We start from the raw sequence: 16895 nt of genomic DNA, 5'->3' as shown, positions 1-16895 counted from the left end.
CCGGGTGCAGCCTGCAGACAAGAGAAATATATAAAAGGTGAGAGCTATGGCTCTGGTAAGTGTTGAAAAGAAAAGCCACATTTTGCTGATCGGGCTGAACCGCCCTGAAAAAATGAACGCCATGAACCGCGAGATGTATCACCAGATCGCGGCGGCGTATTACCAGCTGGAAAACGATCCGGAGCTCCGGGTCGGTCTGATGTACGCTGAAGGCGACCACTTCACAAGCGGCCTGCAACTGGACGACTGGGCGGGCGTGTTTGCCAACGGCAAGGGCATCGAACCGGGTGAGGGCGAACTGGATCCGTTCCATATCACTGGGCCCTCGCTTAGCAAACCCGTGGTCTTCGCCGCCCAGGGTATCTGCTTCACCTGCGGCGTTGAGATGATGCTCAACACCGACGTGCGCATCGCCGCCAAAGGCACCCGTTTCGCGCAACTGGAAGTCAAACGCGGCATCTTTGCCTGCGGCGGAGCCACGATCCGCCTGCAGCGCGAAATCGGCTGGGGCAATGCCCAGCGTTACCTGCTGACTGGCGATGAGTGGACCGCCGATCAGGCGTATCAGTGGGGGTTGATTCAGGAACTGGTGGAACCCGGCGAGCAGTTTAACGTTGCGTTGGAAATCGCTGAGAAAATTGCCAAGGCTGCACCGCTGGGTGTGCAAGGCAGTCTGAAATCCTCGAAAATCGCTGTCAGCGAGGGACAGGAGGCTGCGAAACAGCGTTTGTTCCCGGACCTGCAGCCGGTCATGGCCAGTGAAGATGTCAAAGAGGGAATTCAGTCTTTCCTGGAACGGCGGGAGGCTGTGTTCAAGGGCCGTTAGGCTGTGCGCCTCAGCAGTAAGGACTACCCCACCAGAACTGGCTGCGGCTGACCGATGACCCCTGCCGGGAGTGTGAGCAGCATGGATGCTGCGATCAAGCCCCCATGGATGGGTCTACGGCGTCTCCCGGCAGGGGTCATTGGTCGGCCGCCTGCACTCGACCCTGAAGGTTGGGGCCCGAGCTGGCAGGCGGCTATATTCAGGCAGCCTCGGAATTCCCGGATTCTCGGCGAGCCTTCGCTTCAGCAGCTACTTCAGCAGCGTAGTCCGCATACCTGGCCATCAGCTCCTCCTTCCGGTCCGGATCCCAGTTGATTTTGCTCAGATCTCCCTCGTAGTGATCAATCACCCGCTTATCCATGGTTTCGTACCACCACTGAGGCAGATAGGCCGGCAACAGCATCGAGGCATAACCACCGGGTAGTTGCGGCGCCTTCTCGAAATGCCTCAGAGCCTGGAAGCTGCGCTGAGGGTGAGCGTGATGGTCTGAATGCCGCTGCAGCTGATACAGGAACAGATTGGTCACAATGTGATTGCTGTTCCAGCTGTGTTCCGGTTGGGTTCGCTCGTACTTGCCGTGCTTGTCCTTCTGGCGCAGCAGGCCATAGTGTTCAATGTAGTTCACGCTTTCCAGCAGGCTGGCACCGTATACCGCTTGCGCCGCGAGGAACGGAACCGCTCTCGGGCCGCAAACCAGCGTTGTTGCACCGAAGAAGCCAGCGCTCATGGCCCAGCCCTGAAGCAGCTCGTTGTCCAGGCTCCAGAAACCCTTGCCTTTGCGGGCCAGTCTTGCCTTCTCGATCTTGATGGACGATTTGATACCACCTACCACTGTGCGCGGCAGGAACTTCCAGAAACTCTCCCCCATGCGGCTGCTGGCCGGATCTTCCGGCGTTGCCACCCGTTTGTGATGGCCGAAGTTATGCTCAACAACAAAGTGGGTGTAGCCCGTGGGCGCCAGGGCTGCCATCGCCAGCAACTTGTTCAGTCTGTTCGACTTGTGGCCGAGTTCGTGGGCCGTGTTAATGCCCACACCGTTGATGGCGCCGACCGTCAGCGTCAGCCCTATCTTGTCGTCCAGCGGTGTGCTTTTGCGGCTGGCAAGCCAGGCACCCATGAAGGTCATGGCGTACTGGGTGGGAATAAATGCCTTCACAATCCGGTCGTAGTACTTGTCCTGCTCCAGTGTCTTCACTGCGGATTCTGGAGGGTTGCTCTGATCCTCCCCGATGGCACGGTCCAGGGCAGGAATAATGCCGTGCACCAGGGCCGGTCCGGTCCAGGCCAGGGCCTTGAGTTTTTTCGGGGCCAGGGCGTAGCCGGTCAGCGCTGCAAGCCCGATTCCCGGCAGGGCGGGACCGAGCAGCCACATGTAGCGTTTCGGGTCTTTCCAGGTGCCAGTAGCGTCTTTTTCGACAGGTGATGTGATCTGGTGCGATTGCAGATTGTCTGGGGTTTTGGCGTTCATTGTTTTCTCCCGTTCGGTGCGCGTCTTTGTAATTTATGTCGGACAATCTTGCAATGCAACGGTCGTCCAGCGCCTGAAAGAACCTTGGCTCGAAATGACAAATGGCATTTCTTTGGCAGAAAGCGGGTTTCTGGGCCAGACTGATTTAGACAAGAAGAGCTTGATCACAAGGAAGAATCAGCCATGCCTAATCCTTCTTCTGCCACTGCTTCGTACTCTGTTCAGGGGATACTTCGGGAGTACCTGTCTTCTGGCAGGCTGACTGAGGTTGTCTACCGCGACAGCGCCGGCCAGATCTGCCTGGTTCATGATGTTATTCGCGAGCTGTTCAGTCGGGCCGGTCAGGACTTTCTACTACTCGGGCGGGGGATCATGCTCCCGTTTGATCACGTGATCACCATTGATGGCCAAGTGCTCTCTGACAGTGCCGGGTAACGAAAGGGTAATCGGCCGGTAATTGTGTTTATCAGAGCTCTCGCCGTACCCTGTGCTCCGTTGTAAATACTTACCAACAGAGGGATATGGTATGAACAAGCTCACACTGAGTGCGCTTTTGATGGTTCTGACACTCGGCCTTGCTGCCTGCAGCTCGGAAGACAACGAAGGGGTGGATGTCGAGCAGGCTGCAGATAACGCCGGAGACATGATGGAGGACGCGGCAGATTCCACTGAGGAAACTGTCGAGGAAGCCACCGGCCAGGATGAAAGTGCAATGGGCGAGTTGCAGGAAGGCGCAGAGGAAGCCGGTGAAGCCATGGGCGATGCTGCCGAAGAAGCTGGCGATTCAATCGAAGAAGGCTATGAAGAAGCCACCCAGCAGTAACTGAGTAGACTGACCGCTCCGCCGCAACAAATTGCACGGAGCGGTCGGTGCCCCGGCGCCAGCCCTTGTAAACTAATGTTAACGAATTTGTCTTTTTAACTTCCGCTTACTGTCATATTTCCCGCCGAAACTGGCCTCTCAACAACATTGACCCGCTGTTTTTTTGAGAGAGGCAATAACATGGCTAAGCACGACCTTGATCCCAATTACCTGGATCCCAACTACGAGCCGGTAGTCAACCACACTGAAAACACCCCCTTTCACCAGGTCCTGGCCGCGCGCATGCAGCGCCGTACCGTGATGAAAGGCAGCGTAGGTGCTGCTCTCGCCAGCGTCATGGGTCTGGGGCTGGCCGGCTGTGGCAGCGACAGCGACGACAGTACCACCAGCAGCAACGTGTCCAGCACGGATATCGGCTTCAAGGCGGTCCCGACATCAACGGCCAACGAGGTGGTTGTTCCGGAAGGCTACTCCTCCGAAACATTCCTCCCCTGGGGCACTCCCATCACCGGGTCTTACCCTGAATATAAGCCTGATGGCACCAACACCGGTGCGGAGCAGGAGCAGCAGGTGGGCATGCACCACGACGGCGTGCACTTTTTCCCGATTGACCAGAAGGCTGGCGGCAACAGTTCAACCGAAGGCCTTTTGGTGATGAACCATGAGTACATCGCCCAGGGCGCGTTGCATGCCAACGGAGCCACCTATGTGAACGATATGCGCCCTGCGGACGAAGTTCGCAAGGAAATCGCAGCTCACGGTGTTTCTGTCGTACACATCAAGCGGGACACCAACGGCAAGTGGGACATTGTGTTTGGCAGCCCATTCAACCGTCGTATCACCGGTAACACCGAGATGGATATTCGTGGACCGGTTCGCGGCTACAGCAAGCTGATCACCAAGTACAGCCCGGATGCAACCGAGACCCGCGGCACGCTTAACAACTGTGCAATGGGGCCGACACCTTGGGGAACCTACCTCGCGGCTGAAGAAAACTGGCACGGCTATTTTGCCAACAGTGACGAATCACAGCCCCGCGAGCAGACCCGCCACGGCGTGGGCAGTTCCAGTCGTTATGACTGGGAATTGGCCGACAGTGCTGAGGACCAGTACGTTCGATTCAATGTAAGCACTATTGGCGCAACAGCTGCCGATGACTATCGCAACGAGGCCAACACTTACGGCTACATGGTTGAAATCGATCCGTTTACTCCTGAAAGCAAGCCGCAGAAGCGCACTGCTCTGGGCCGATTCGGCCACGAGGGTGTGATCTTCGCCCCGGTCAAGGAAGGCGAGCCGGTGGTTTGTTACTCAGGCGATGACTCCCGGTTCGAATACATCTACAAGTTTGTATCGTCCAAGCCTTACTACGCCGCCACAGCGGGTGGATACCTCCTCGATGAAGGCACCTTGTACGTTGCTCGCTTCAACGATGACGGCTCCGGCGACTGGCTGTCTCTGGACCTCGACGATGCCGAGTTCAAGGCCAAGGTTGATGCTGCGGTTGGAACCACGGTTGGCGACGTCGCCTTCGACGGCTTCGAGAACCAGGCTGATGTTCTGTTGAACACACGTCTGGCCGCCGATATTGCCGGTGCAACCCCGATGGACCGTCCGGAATGGGGTGCGGTTGACCCGAATTCAGGCCAGGTGTATTTCACCCTGACCAACAATTCCCGCCGGACAGAGGAACAGGTTAACGCGGCCAACCCGAACGCCAATAACCGCACTGGCCACATCATCCGCTGGAGCGAGCAAGGCAACGACCACACCGCCACCAGCTTCGACTGGGATATCTTCGTGTTCGCCGGCGAGCAGGGTACGGAAACCGTGGTTGATGACGAGGTCATCGTATCTCTTACCGACGACAACATCTTCAACAGCCCGGATGGCCTGTGGTTCGACTACAACGGTCGTCTCTGGATCCAGACCGACGGCTCTGATGCCGCGCCGTACCAGAACAACATGATGCTGGCTGCCAACCCGGAGACCCGTGAAATCAAGCGCTTCTTTGTTGGGCCCGTTGGTTGTGAGGTTACCGGCGTTGTCTCCACGCCGGATGTGAAGACCATGTTCGTCAACATCCAGCACCCTGACGGTAACTGGCCGGATTCCAATGATCCGCGCCCGCGTGATGCAACTGTCATCGTTACCAAGGACGACGGAGGCATTATTGGCGCCTGAGCCAACGCCGAAGTAGTCATCTGAACACCGCAAACCCGGCCCGCTCGGTAACAGAGTGAGTCGGGTTTGCGGTTTTTTGTTTCAGAAACGCTATTCCCCGCCGATATGACTAATAAATACACTAAAGTATGAGTTATAAACTCATGTCAATTCTTTAGTCTCCACAATGGCCTTTAATAACAAAATGTTTGCAGAAGCAACGAAAAAGAAGAGGTTTCTATGGGCTTACTGGATCGGGCTTCAGTTCTATGGGGGGTGGCGGTTGCCGTTGTTCTTGCAGTCGTCTGTGCAGTGGTGGCGCCTTTGCTAGGCCTGGAACCTGCGTCGATTCTGATCGGGCTTGTCGTCGGCCTGGTGGCTGCTGGCGGCTTCCTCATTGTCAGGGTGTTGGAGCCAACGGAGCGAGGCCTCAAAGCGCTGAATGATGGCACTCTGGCTGATGATCATCCGCTGCAGGCCCAGTGCCGCCAACTGCTTGCCGATGCCAGGGCGGGGCGTGCGTTGGTGGAGACGCTGTCCGGGAGCGCCGATAAGAACGCTATCTCCGCGGCCCAGGTGTCTTTTGCAGCCGATCAACTGAAGCTCCGGCTTGACCGACAGGTTGAAGAAACCGCCCAGATGGCCGAATACGCCGGCCAAATCACCGAGACCGTCCGGGAGTCCTCGGAGCAGGCCACGGATGCAGCCACCATGGCACTGCAGAACAAACAGGTCAGCACCGAAGGTCGTGAAGCCCTGATCTCTGCCATAGACAGTGTGCGGGCGGTGCACCAGCAGTCAGGGGAAAACCTGCGCCTGATCCAGGAGCTGAACGAGAAGTCCAACAAGATCCAGGGGGTGACCACCACGATCCAGGGCATTGCAGAGCAAACCAACCTGCTTGCCCTCAATGCCGCCATCGAAGCGGCCAGGGCAGGTGACCAGGGTCGCGGCTTTGCGGTGGTGGCCGACGAAGTGCGCCAGCTCGCTGGTCGAACCGCCCAGGCGACAGGGGAAGTGGCGGAAACTCTGGAAGAAATAAGGTCCGATACCACGCTGATCGTGTCCCGCATTGAAGACCTCGCCCGCAGCATCGAGGAGGGGCTCACCTCTGTTGAGAGCGTGGGCGAGCGATTGGACCAGATTAGTTCTCAGTCGGACCGGGTTCAGCAGCAAGTAGCCCGAATTGCCGAGATCGACCAGAACAACGAGCAGAGCCTGGCCCAGGTGTTTTCGGCCATTGAAACGGTGCGGGACCAGATCTCCGAAAGTGATACCAGTGTTTCTTCACTCGCAGAACAGGCTGCGACGCTTATGGAGCTGGCGGAGAAAGCCAATGCTTCATTCGCCTTGAACAGCGAAGCCAGCTATCACCGCCCCTTCTTCGATCAGGCCAGGGCCGGTGCTGACCAGATTGGTCAGCTCTTTGAACAGGCCATCCGCGAAGGCAAGCTTTCCGAAAGCGCGCTGTTCGACAAGAAGCGCACTCCCATACCGAACACGCATCCTCCGAAATACTCCAGCAGCTTTGACACGTTTACCGACCAGTATCTGCCGGCCATTCAGGAGCAGGTGAAGAATGCACATGAGGCCATCGTCTTTGCCATAGCCGCTGCGCCTGACGGGTATGTACCGACCCACAACCGGGATTTCGCCCACGCACCGACCGGAGATCCGAAGGTGGATCTGGTGAAGAGCCGGAGCAAGCGGCTGTTCAACGACCGGACAGGCATCCGTTGTGGAACGCACACCGAGAACATGCTTTTGCAAACCTACCGTCGAGATACCGGCGAAATCATGCATGATCTCTCAGTGCCGATCTATGTGAATGGCAAGCATTGGGGCGGTTTCCGCCTGGGTTACCGTCCGGACAATCACTGACCGCGGCAGGATTTTCGGTCACGGGGCCTGTGGTAGACTCGGGTTAACAGATCAATAGGAGACTTGTCTTGGCCGAACCAGAGTTTATTCCTGCCGACACGGACCCCGCCTCCCGCCGAAGTGACCCGGCGCGTAACCTGGCGGTGGTGGTCTACATCCTTCAGGCGCTGTCTTTTTTCGTAGGAGGCATCACCGGTCTGGTGGGCGTGATCATCAACTACGTCAAATTGGACGACGTACGTAATACCTGGGTGGAGCGGCACTTCCGCTGGCAGATTCGCACCTTCTGGATCGGCCTGCTCTGGACCGTGATTGGCATAGTGACCACGCCGATTATCATCGGCTGGTTTATTCTCCTTGGTATTTCTATCTGGATCATCTACCGGATTGTGAAAGGGGCCCTGGCTCTGAATGACGGTAAACCCCCCGCCTGAACGAATCGCAACGTTTGGAAAGCATTTCGAGTAATATTGTCAGGCAATGTAAAATTTCGTTTGCCTGACAGTATTCAGTTCTAGAAAGGGCATTCGCACTCCCCGCTTGCCTGTTACCACATCCATTTGACAATCAAAGCCTTATTGTTTTGGGCCTCCTCGACATGAATCTTCTTGGCCCCACAGGGTGTCATTTTTGACGGGAATCCTGGAAATTTCGGCCATCGTGCCACCACACCAGCTTTCTTAACCTCGAAGCGCATTGATCGCATACCTCTCTTCCGGGGTGGAGACAATGACAACAAGAGAGGAATTGAGAGCATGAGTAGAGCACGAAAACTATCCACCCCGCTGCCAATCCTGTTCCTTGCGTTCGGTTCAGCAGGGCTTGCTGCAGAGACGCTGGAATACCGAAACGACCTGTCGATCATGGGATCTTACATCATCCCGGATGATGATCGAACGGATGAATACGGCACGGCGTTCAGAGTTAGCTACGGTAAACAGCTGGGAGAATACTGGTGGCTGGAGCCAACGGTTTCTGCCGGTATCTTTGAAACAGGGCGTACCGGATTGACGGACTATTACCATCAAGCTGCTGGCATCGATATGTCTTATCGGCTGTTTCGAAACAAAGGCTTCACGCCTTTTGCACTCGCCGGGCTTGGCGTCTCCAGGAACGATGTGGCGAATCATGACGACAGCGAAATTGGCGGTTACGGGAACCTCGGTGCGGGTTTTCTGACGTCGCCTACTACTGACTTCGGGCTGAGGTTCCGGGCCGAGGTCAGATATCTGTACGACTCCTTTGACGATGGCCTTTCAGATGTCCACCTTTCAGCCGGAATAACCCTCCCTCTGGGGGCTACGCAGCGCCAGGTTGTTGAAAAGGTCCAGTACATCGAGAAACCAGTGGTTGTGGAGAAAGAGAAGCTTGTCGGAATGGCGGATTCAGATGAGGACGGGGTAGTTGATGGCGTAGATCAATGCCCGAACACGCTCAAAGGGCTGCAGGTGAACTCGGTTGGCTGTGTTAAGACTGACAAGGCGCAGAGCGTTGTTCTCCTGGGTGTCTCTTTCGAGTTTAACTCTGCTCGCCTGACGGCCAATGCAAAGGACATCCTGGTTAAGACCGCGGATGCCCTGAAGGGCCAGCCTGATCTTCGGGTTGAACTTGCAGGGCATACAGACAGCGTTGGGGCGGAGAGCTATAACCTCACGCTTTCCCAGGAACGGGCTGACTCTGTCCGCAACTATCTGGTTGATCTGGGGGTAGGCCCGGAACGATTGGAAGCCAAGGGGTATGGCGAAGCCAGACCAGTCCGGAGTAATGGAACCGAAGAAGGACGAGAGCGCAATCGTCGTGTCGAGTTCAACGTGATTTCCGAGTGAGCGTGGGGTGGAAAAGATGAATTCAAGAACAATGAGATGGTCCTTGGTAGTTCTGGTTGCTCTGATCTTCGGCTTAACGGGATGCCGATCCGACAGCAGTCCAGCCGAGTTAGCCGATGATTCCGGCTCCGATGGTGGCACGACGGTATTTGATGCAGATCAGGATGGCGTTCCCGATAATCAGGATTCCTGCCCGACTGTTGCCAACACCGGCGTAGATGCGGACGCTGACGGAGTCGATGACGCCTGCGATACTGATATAGGGACGTCAAATGATCTGGACAGCGATGGCATCCTGAATAGCTCGGATAATTGCCCCGATATTGCTAATAGCGATCAGGCGAACCGGGACTCAGATCTGTTTGGCGACGTTTGTGACACCGATGCTGACGGCGACGGCGTTGACGACAAGGTAGATAATGGGGACGGGAGTTTCTCAGCACTGGCGCCTTCCAGCGGAGGAGACAATTGCCCTTTGGCGCCGAACGATGGTCAGTCCGATCTTGATGCTGACTCGATCGGAGACGCCTGCGACACCGATACCGATGGCGATACGGTCGCGGACAAAGCTGATGATGGCGACGGAACCTTCAGTGTTATTGATTCCGCTGACGGAGGCGATAACTGTCCTCTGGTAGCAAACGTGAGTCAGGAAGATGCTGACGGTGATGGCGTTGGCGACGCCTGTGAAAATGATGGCGAAAGCGATGGTATTCCGGACGGCGCCGATAACTGTCCTGCCATAGCGAACCCGGGGCAGGAGGATCTCGACGGCGATGGTATCGGGGACGTCTGCGATTCTGATGTAGATGGTGACGGTATCAATAACGAGGACGCACTCGGTCAGTCTCTAGACAATTGTCCTAGAGTCGCCAACTCCGATCAGTCCGATACCGATGGTGACGGCATCGGAGATGCCTGCGATCTTGTAAACGATGCAGAATATGCCTGCGGAATTAACGGTGAACAGTTTACACCGTTGCTCGCCAATGACTCAGATCTGTCAGCCCAGGCCTCCAAAGACCTGTCCGGATGCCTGCTTGGGTTTGGGCTTCTTTGCGACGTCCAGTCTCCGGGCAATGTGGTAGACAGTGATCTCTCCAATGTGGCGACGATGCAGAACACCGATCTGCTGGGGCTTTCGACTGTGACTTTGCGGGTAGCGACGACCACAGGTTTTGCCTACCCTGGTGCAAATGCTCTTGGTGTGGCCTTCAGCGAAAGTGCTCAGGCTTTGCAGGCTGACTTGTTGGGCGGCGATCTGATCGTGAGAACCAGGCTTAACGGGGAAGTTCAGGAAGAGAGCTCTGGTGCTGGTGTGCTGGATCTCGATCTGCTGGGTGCGTCCGGTCTTCTCGCAGGAGCAGACACGAGCTTCCTTGTTTTCCAGACAGAGCAGCGCTTTGATTCCGTTGAAATTGAGTTTGCGCCATCGCTACTGTCTTTGCTCAATGAAGTTAATGTGCACGCGGTTTGTGCGAGCAAAACGGACGTGTCAGTGCCCTGATACACATTCAGGCAAGAATGAAAAGAGCCGCTACCAAAGCGGCTCTTTTCGTTTCAGTCTTCGGTGACTTCTTTCAGCCGTATGGCACTGACCATCCCGGCCAGCCCCATCAGGCCCAGGACAATAATGACCGCCACCTCTGAAATCATTGATATGAGGGCGGTCAGGCCGCCGGTAACAAGCAGCAGAACACCGATGACCGTGTTGCTCACTGCAGTATAATCGGTGCGCTTGTTACCCCCTGCCATATCCACCAGATAGGTTTTGCGCCCCAGCCTGACGCCCGCATGGGCAATGCTCAGCACAAAAAAGGCGATCGGGTAAAACCAGACGCTGCCAATTTCCGTCCCGATAAAGAGCGCGGTGAAGCCGACGATCAGGCACACACCGCTGGCCATTGCAGCGCCACGGATCATGACTTTTCGACTGGAGGTGTCCGCCGCCCAGCCCCAGAAGCTGGCACTGAGCGAACTGGCAAGACTGCTGGCCAGCAGGAAGATACCCAGCATCCAGCCAATGTCGGATTCTTTCTGCGCAAGGACCACGAAGTAGGGCGACGCCAGGGCCGAGCAGAGCAATAGCGCTCGGGTGATCACGAAGTTTCTGAAGGGTACATCGTCGTGGAGCAGGGAAAGGCTCCGGAACGCCTCGTTGATGGCGTTGCCGCCACCACCTGTTTCACCTTCGTACTCTTCCACTCCGGCAAACAGAAAACCGGCAATCACCCAGAGCACACCTGCCAGAAGCAGGAGCACTGTGTAAAAGGCAATCGTCGGGTCGCCGCGTTCCCAGAACAGCAGGGCGGTCAACACAACGGTGGCGGTGCCGCCAATGGTGGACGCCAGCCCGCCGAGTCTTCCCCGCCGGGTTTTCGGGATGCATTTGCCCTGCACATCTTTCATGGACACCGAGCAGAATCCGCGGGCGAGGGAAAACATAATGAGGGCTGCAATGATCCCGGAACCTGCGGCATAACCCTCGAAAAACCAGATGCTGGCCGCCATGGCCACAACACTGGCGGCCTGGCCGAAGCTTCCGAGGGTCCAGAACCACTTGCGGACAGGTTTGCGGCGCACCCAGGCTGCAATCACCATTTGTGGCACTAGAGAGCCGGATTCCCGGATCGGTACCAGCCAGGCCACCAGGGCGGGTGCTCCGATGGCGCTCATCAGCCAGGCCAGTACGGTTTTGGGGCTGATCAGCAGGTCGCCCAGCTTGGTCAGGACGTTGCTGGCGAGAATCAGGAAGAAATTACGGGGTACCTCGCGACAGGCCTCCTCCGGTATGTCTTTACAGACCCGTGCATCTTCTTCGTTGGCAATCAGGCTGTAAAGCTGGTCGATGGTGTCCTTTCTGCTCTCGGGCAAACCGCTGTCCTCCGGAAAATGAGTCGGAAGGATACCAGTGTTGCCCGGCATCCTTAAGCCCGGAGTACGGCAGTTGCGGGCAATCAGACCAGATGGTGGTCCCAGTGAACGGGGAGGTCTGCAAGTTCCCTGGCGGGTGTGGCCGCGCCCAGCTGAACCAGTTTTCCCCGGCCAGAGGAAACCAGAAAGTCGCCTCCGGCAAGGGCCTGGATGCCAGCGCAATCGGCTATGGAGACGCGGTTGACGAGTTCACCGGTACTGCCCCTGAAGACAATGGCTGTGCCACCAACAGGCGAGGCAGCAGCAACGAAGTCGTTTTCCGGGTGGGCAACCACGCTGGCAATATAGTTGGCCAAGGCTATCTGGGTGTCTTCGTCAAACCGGTATTCGCGCAGTGTTCCCTTCTCAAGACGCGCCAGCAGAGGCGGCGTTTCATAGAGAGGCCCCTGGTACTGATAGGCCACGTACACACGTCCGCTGTTGCTGACGCTTACATGACGGGCGCTTTGCTGATGATGGGGCGGCTTGAAGCGGCCAACGATGTTGCCAGAATGACGATCCATCAGCAGCAGGGCAGGATCCATGGTCTCCAGATTGAGCTTCATGCGGTCGTAATCCGGGTGGGTCAGGATTCCGCCAAGCCCGATCACCAGGGTTTCGCCATCCGGGTGCAGGGTCAGTTCATGGGGGCCGATGCCATTCAGATCAAAGGTATCGGTTCGCCGGTAATCCTGTTCGGCGTCATAGACCGCAATAATTCCCTCGCCCTTTTCGTACCGGCTGGCCGTGACGTACAGCCAGCGGCCATCGGTCGAGAAAATCCCGTGGCCGACAAAGTGTTCGCCGGCTTTTGCGCCTACACGGTGTTTTCTGGTGCCGGCAGTGGCATCGAACACGTAGAACGACCATCCGGGGCGGCGCTCGAAGAAGACGGTTTCACCCATGCCAGGCCGGTTGCATCCACTGTGGCAGCGGGTTTCGACCGGAGTCTGCCAGAGGATGCTGCCGCTGCGGTCGAAGGCGCTGACTCCAAAACTGCCGTCCGGCAAGCCAACGGCGCCGACATAGCTGTCAGGTTGGCCCGAGGCTTTTCCGGGAAGCAGGGAGCAGCCGGTCAGGCCCACGGAAATACCGCCGGCAAGGGACGCTTTGACAAGGGCCCTGCGGTTCAACAGCATACGATCAGCCTCCTCAGTCGCCATCGCTTGAATTGAAGCCTCTTACCACGCCAAGAGCAACCGCCGCCTGGTCATTGACCAACGTGGCCAACTGGGAAATATCGACATAGAGGCTCTGCAGGACCCGGAATTGGTCTTCTTCGTTCAGGGCGGTTGCCATGGGCAGATGGGCGCCGGGAAAGTTCTGCTGAACCTCGCTGAATTGCTTGCGAATGCGCGTCGCCAGATCGGACTTCCCCATCGCTTCCAGTAATGTAGCGAGCCCCGGCAAAAAGAACTGTCGCAGCCCATCCACAGTGGCTTCAACGGTCATCAGGGTGTTGCCGCTACGCCAGGCGTCCGTGATGTAGGGATTGCGTTTGCCGTTGCCGCGAAGCCCCATGGGCTGGGCCAGACGGCGTTCTTCCAGGATTTCCAGCGCAGCCATCCCCGCGCGGATTGTGGTGTCGTGGTATTGATCGGTCTCCAGGTAGTGCGGCCGAAAAGCCTGCCATCCGTCCATCAACTCGTCGCTGTTGCTTTTCGCATGCCTGGCCACGTTGGTCAGCAGTTCGCACGTCCGGGCGGCAGGCAGTGCATGGTCCCCGGCATTGAGCTGCTGATCGAACAGCAGGTATTCCATCATCGGGAAGCCCTGCACAGCGACACCGGACTGGCTGATCACCTGGGGAGTGATCGGTTCATCGTTTCCGATCAGGTAAGCGGCTTTTCGTGCGATCAGATTCTTTGGATCCGGCCAGAACTGGAACTGCCAGGATAGATTGTTGTTTTCCACCGGGCCGAAATCGACGAAACGCACCCGTTGCCAGGCCAGGAAAGCGTCAAGCCAGGCTGCTTCCAGTAGTTTCCTGCTATCTGGTGCAGGCGCGTTGCAATATTTTCGGGCCGCCATGTTCAGGTCGGCGGTCTCCGATGACAACGCCTCGTAGCCGTTTGCAATGCCCTCATGCCACTGATGACGGGCCTGGGCGTTGGCATCGTTTGCCCACGTCAGAGGCGAAAGCACGGCCAGAATAGATGTACACATAAGTCTGGTGATCGGGTGCATGGCGGATCCTCAGAGTGAATTCAGGAAATCGATCAGGGCCGTGCGATCCTCCGACGACATCTGGCGGTAGCGATCGGCGGCCGCCTGGGCCTCGCCACCATGCCAGAGCACGGCCTCTTCCAGTGTGCGGGCGCGACCGTCGTGCAGGAACCCGGCCTGCGGGTTCACCACCTGGGCCAGGCCAATGCCCCAGAGCGGCGGCGTTCGCCATTCGTTGCCATTGGCCAGGAATTCATCACGTCCATCCGCCAGGGCTGGGCCCATATCGTGGAGCAGCAGATCCGTGTAGGGCCAGATGGTTTGATTGCTCAGGTCCGGGCGGTCAGCAACCTCACCCGTCTGGTGTCGCGGAGTATGACAGCCCGCGCAGCCAATTTCGTTGAACAGTTCTGCCCCTCGTTGAACGGATTCGGACTCAAGATTGCGCCGGGCCGGAACGGCGAGGCTCTTGGCATAGAAGGTCACGAAGTTGGCGACCTTGTCGCTGACCTCAGGATCGCCGCCGTGAGTGAATCGCTCACAATGCTGCTCGGGCATGCAGTCGGTTGTGGGTTTCAGAGTAGAGGTCAGGCCCATATCTCCGGCGAAGGCACCCATGCTCTGTTGATGGACATCTGGCTCGGCCGCCTTCCAGCCGAATCGGCCGGGCAACGTCTGTTCCGTTGCCAGATCCCAGACCTGGTTAAGCTTTCCGGAGATGCCGTTTTGGTCCGCATCATCAAGGTCATGGAGAGCTTGCAAATCTTCAATGGGGATGGCTTCCAGCAGACCCATTCCGATCATCTGCGGCGCTACCCGGGGTGACACCAGCAGGTCCTCGGGCAGCGGTCCGTAGTTTGGGTTTTCGATGCGGTACACAGGCTTGCGCAGTTCAACAACAGTGCCGTCCGCAAGGGTTTTTTTCACCGGCGTCCATTCAATGATCAGATCGGCCTCCGGTTTTGCAGCGGGAAGCGCAGCGGTCTGCAACTGGCTGCCGTATACCGGCGCCGGTTTAAAACCGTGCTTGCGCAGAATCTCGGCGTCCCGCTCCGGGTCAGCGGGAACTGCCAGCCTCAGAAACAGGGACACCGGCGGTTCGTCGACACCAGGGGGATGTCCACGACCATCCTTGATATGACATCCCTGGCAGGAGTTGGTATTGAACAGCGGGCCCAGGCCGTCACGGGCATCAGTGCTTGCCGGGGCTTCGACCCAGGGGTTCCGGAAGAAACTGTTTCCGACGCTGAAATCCAGACGCCTGGTCATGGACAGGTTGCCCTGGGGAAGCGAGTAAGCGTTGGTGTCTGACTGTTGTACCGTGCCACCGCCCCCTGTTGCCGGCGATGTCTGGATTGGGTAGCCCGCGTGGGTCTGGGCGGTAACGTGGGCGCTGGCGATTGCCAGCGCCCCGATTAAAGCAAGCTGCCTCATCATGTTCAGAACGCGTGACCGGCATCATCCGGAGACAGGGCTTCAATACCCAGGTCCCGCGCGGCCTGCTCGATCGAGCCGGTCTGTGCAACCAGCGCCATGATGGCACCGTTGACGATACGGGTTCCCTCGGCATTACCCGGTGCAATCATGGTGTCGAAGGCCATCGGATTTTCGCTGCTCTCTGCACGAGCCTTCATCAGAGCCAGGGCTTCCATGGAGGCGTCCAGCTGGTTGTTCAGGCGGGCGTCCAGTTCCGGATTGCTCTGTTGAACCAGATCAGAGAGGGAAGGACCTGTTACCAGGCTGCCATCCACACGACGGTAGGTGCCGGTATAGACATTCTGAATGCCCTGGCCGTTGTAGTAATGGGAGTTATGGGTGTTGTCGCTGAAGCAGTCGTGTTCGTCCTCGTAAGAGTTGGCTTCCAGGGCTACCTTCATGCGCTCACCGGCCAGCTCACCGAGGGATAGGGAGCCCATGCCGAACAACATCTTCTGAACACCCTCGTTGGCGTCAGCCGCCGTCAGCTGGGCGCGATAGTTGTCGCCGGCGCCCGGCGCCCACTGGGCTACCATCCACTCCAGATCCGATACCAGCAGGTCGGTCACTGCATCCAGAAATTCGCCACGACGCTCGCAATTACCATTGGTGCAATCAGCACCCCTGGCGTAATCCGTGACCGGACGCTCCCCGGAACCGCTTTCAAAGCCATGCAGATCCTGGCCCCAAAGCAGGAATTCAACGGCATGGTAGCCGGTAGCGACGTTGGCTTCAGACCCGCCCACTTCGTTCAGATCGGCTAGCAGGCTCGGAGACAGTGAGGACACGTCCAGAGTTTCCCCGCCGACGTTGATGCTGTCGCTGGCGATGATGTTGGCGGTTGCTCCGGCGTTACCCAGTTCGTGCTGGTATCCGTCCGCCTTCACGTAGTCGATCAGGCCTTCGTCCAGCGGCCAGGCGTTCAGTTGGCCTTCCCAGTCGTCGACAATGGCGTTGCCAAAGCGGAACACTTCGGTTTGTTGGTAGGGGACTCGCGCCGCAAGCCAGGCTTCTTTTGCGGCGGCCAGGTTGGCTTCGGTCGGGTTGGCAATAAGTCGATCGGTGGCTTCGTCCAGGGCTCGTGCTGTGGTCAGGGCATCTTCATAGTTGGCGTGAGCCAGGTCGGCGTAGTGATTGACCACTGAGGCTTTGGTTGCCGGCTGAGAGTCTTCGGCGGACCAGGGATGATTGGCGCAGCCTGCAGTCAGCAGAGCGGTTACTGTTAATGCCAGCGGGGCTGGACGAAACATGGACGTCATTCCTTTCTCCAAGTTTGGGTAATCGTGGCGCGAATGATAAATATTAGCGTTCAGGATTATGGTTGCCCGTATATGAAAACGCAAGCGGGAAAAG

The 16895-nt window shown here is 57.6% G+C and carries 14 protein-coding genes; 8 read left to right on the top strand and 6 right to left on the bottom strand.

Annotation, left to right across the window (positions count from 1 at the left end):
- Nucleotides 1–46: 46 nt before the first annotated feature.
- Nucleotides 47–826, top strand: a complete 780-nt coding sequence (locus ACO06L_RS07555) for a crotonase/enoyl-CoA hydratase family protein (protein ID WP_202347715.1) — start codon at nucleotides 47–49, stop codon at nucleotides 824–826.
- Between the two features lie 199 nt (nucleotides 827–1025).
- Here ACO06L_RS07555 and ACO06L_RS07550 read toward each other — a convergent pair whose 3' ends face one another.
- Nucleotides 1026–2294 carry an alkane 1-monooxygenase gene (locus tag ACO06L_RS07550; protein ID WP_202347714.1) on the bottom strand — a complete coding sequence of 423 codons (1269 nt, stop codon included), beginning with the start codon at nucleotides 2292–2294 and terminating at the stop codon, nucleotides 1026–1028.
- Between the two features lie 183 nt (nucleotides 2295–2477).
- On the opposite strand from ACO06L_RS07550, the gene ACO06L_RS07545 reads away from it, so the two are divergent.
- The 7 genes from ACO06L_RS07545 to ACO06L_RS07515 all read left to right on the top strand — a co-directional run bounded on the left by ACO06L_RS07545 (nucleotide 2478) and on the right by ACO06L_RS07515 (nucleotide 10494).
- On the top strand, nucleotides 2478–2729 hold the full coding sequence (locus ACO06L_RS07545) for a hypothetical protein (RefSeq protein WP_064228280.1): 252 nt from the start codon (nucleotides 2478–2480) through the stop codon (nucleotides 2727–2729).
- 91 nt (nucleotides 2730–2820) lie between these two features.
- Complete coding sequence (locus ACO06L_RS07540; protein ID WP_202347713.1) at nucleotides 2821–3117, top strand: hypothetical protein; 297 nt, start codon at nucleotides 2821–2823, stop codon at nucleotides 3115–3117.
- Nucleotides 3118–3297: 180 nt separating this feature from the next.
- Nucleotides 3298–5301 (top strand): PhoX family protein, encoded by a 2004-nt coding sequence (locus ACO06L_RS07535; RefSeq protein WP_202347712.1) that lies wholly within the window; start codon nucleotides 3298–3300, stop codon nucleotides 5299–5301.
- 219 nt (nucleotides 5302–5520) lie between these two features.
- Nucleotides 5521–7161 (top strand): methyl-accepting chemotaxis protein, encoded by a 1641-nt coding sequence (locus ACO06L_RS07530; RefSeq protein ID WP_202347711.1) that lies wholly within the window; start codon nucleotides 5521–5523, stop codon nucleotides 7159–7161.
- 68 nt (nucleotides 7162–7229) lie between these two features.
- Nucleotides 7230–7595, top strand: coding sequence for a DUF4870 family protein (locus tag ACO06L_RS07525; protein WP_064228586.1), 366 nt, complete (start codon nucleotides 7230–7232; stop codon nucleotides 7593–7595).
- A gap of 321 nt (nucleotides 7596–7916) precedes the next feature.
- Nucleotides 7917–8987, top strand: coding sequence for an OmpA family protein (locus ACO06L_RS07520; RefSeq protein ID WP_202347710.1), 1071 nt, complete (start codon nucleotides 7917–7919; stop codon nucleotides 8985–8987).
- Nucleotides 8988–9003: 16 nt separating this feature from the next.
- Nucleotides 9004–10494, top strand: coding sequence for a thrombospondin type 3 repeat-containing protein (locus tag ACO06L_RS07515; RefSeq protein ID WP_421846200.1), 1491 nt, complete (start codon nucleotides 9004–9006; stop codon nucleotides 10492–10494).
- Between the two features lie 53 nt (nucleotides 10495–10547).
- Here the strand turns inward: ACO06L_RS07515 and ACO06L_RS07510 are convergent, their stop codons facing one another.
- The 5 genes from ACO06L_RS07510 to ACO06L_RS07490 all read right to left on the bottom strand — a co-directional run bounded on the left by ACO06L_RS07510 (nucleotide 10548) and on the right by ACO06L_RS07490 (nucleotide 16792).
- Nucleotides 10548–11861, bottom strand: coding sequence for a hypothetical protein (locus ACO06L_RS07510; protein ID WP_064228986.1), 1314 nt, complete (start codon nucleotides 11859–11861; stop codon nucleotides 10548–10550).
- An 83-nt stretch (nucleotides 11862–11944) separates the two neighbouring features.
- Nucleotides 11945–13039 (bottom strand): DUF1513 domain-containing protein, encoded by a 1095-nt coding sequence (locus tag ACO06L_RS07505; RefSeq protein WP_202347708.1) that lies wholly within the window; start codon nucleotides 13037–13039, stop codon nucleotides 11945–11947.
- Between the two features lie 13 nt (nucleotides 13040–13052).
- Nucleotides 13053–14066: an imelysin family protein gene (locus ACO06L_RS07500; RefSeq protein WP_227716666.1), complete on the bottom strand. Its 1014-nt coding sequence runs from the start codon at nucleotides 14064–14066 to the stop codon at nucleotides 13053–13055.
- 30 nt (nucleotides 14067–14096) lie between these two features.
- The gene (locus ACO06L_RS07495) at nucleotides 14097–15503 is read right to left on the bottom strand and encodes a di-heme oxidoredictase family protein (protein WP_064228591.1); all 1407 of its coding nucleotides are present in this window, start codon (nucleotides 15501–15503) and stop codon (nucleotides 14097–14099) included.
- A 2-nt stretch (nucleotides 15504–15505) separates the two neighbouring features.
- Nucleotides 15506–16792: an imelysin family protein gene (locus tag ACO06L_RS07490; RefSeq protein ID WP_064228592.1), complete on the bottom strand. Its 1287-nt coding sequence runs from the start codon at nucleotides 16790–16792 to the stop codon at nucleotides 15506–15508.
- Nucleotides 16793–16895 lie beyond the last annotated feature (103 nt).

The organism is Marinobacter sp. (assembly GCF_965229985.1).
GTDB lineage: Bacteria > Pseudomonadota > Gammaproteobacteria > Pseudomonadales > Oleiphilaceae > Marinobacter.
The sequence above is the reverse complement of the archived record's forward strand: the minus strand, read 5'-3'. Positions and strand labels throughout refer to the sequence as shown.

Coding starts and splice junctions, on each gene's coding strand:
- ACO06L_RS07555 (WP_202347715.1), top strand. CDS start 47: ATGGCTCTGGTAAGTGTTGAAAAGAAAAGCCACATTTTGCTGATCGGG.
- ACO06L_RS07550 (WP_202347714.1), bottom strand. CDS start 2,294: ATGAACGCCAAAACCCCAGACAATCTGCAATCGCACCAGATCACATCA.
- ACO06L_RS07545 (WP_064228280.1), top strand. CDS start 2,478: ATGCCTAATCCTTCTTCTGCCACTGCTTCGTACTCTGTTCAGGGGATA.
- ACO06L_RS07540 (WP_202347713.1), top strand. CDS start 2,821: ATGAACAAGCTCACACTGAGTGCGCTTTTGATGGTTCTGACACTCGGC.
- ACO06L_RS07535 (WP_202347712.1), top strand. CDS start 3,298: ATGGCTAAGCACGACCTTGATCCCAATTACCTGGATCCCAACTACGAG.
- ACO06L_RS07530 (WP_202347711.1), top strand. CDS start 5,521: ATGGGCTTACTGGATCGGGCTTCAGTTCTATGGGGGGTGGCGGTTGCC.
- ACO06L_RS07520 (WP_202347710.1), top strand. CDS start 7,917: ATGAGTAGAGCACGAAAACTATCCACCCCGCTGCCAATCCTGTTCCTT.
- ACO06L_RS07515 (WP_421846200.1), top strand. CDS start 9,004: ATGAATTCAAGAACAATGAGATGGTCCTTGGTAGTTCTGGTTGCTCTG.
- ACO06L_RS07505 (WP_202347708.1), bottom strand. CDS start 13,039: ATGCTGTTGAACCGCAGGGCCCTTGTCAAAGCGTCCCTTGCCGGCGGT.
- ACO06L_RS07500 (WP_227716666.1), bottom strand. CDS start 14,066: ATGTGTACATCTATTCTGGCCGTGCTTTCGCCTCTGACGTGGGCAAAC.
- ACO06L_RS07495 (WP_064228591.1), bottom strand. CDS start 15,503: ATGATGAGGCAGCTTGCTTTAATCGGGGCGCTGGCAATCGCCAGCGCC.
- ACO06L_RS07490 (WP_064228592.1), bottom strand. CDS start 16,792: ATGTTTCGTCCAGCCCCGCTGGCATTAACAGTAACCGCTCTGCTGACT.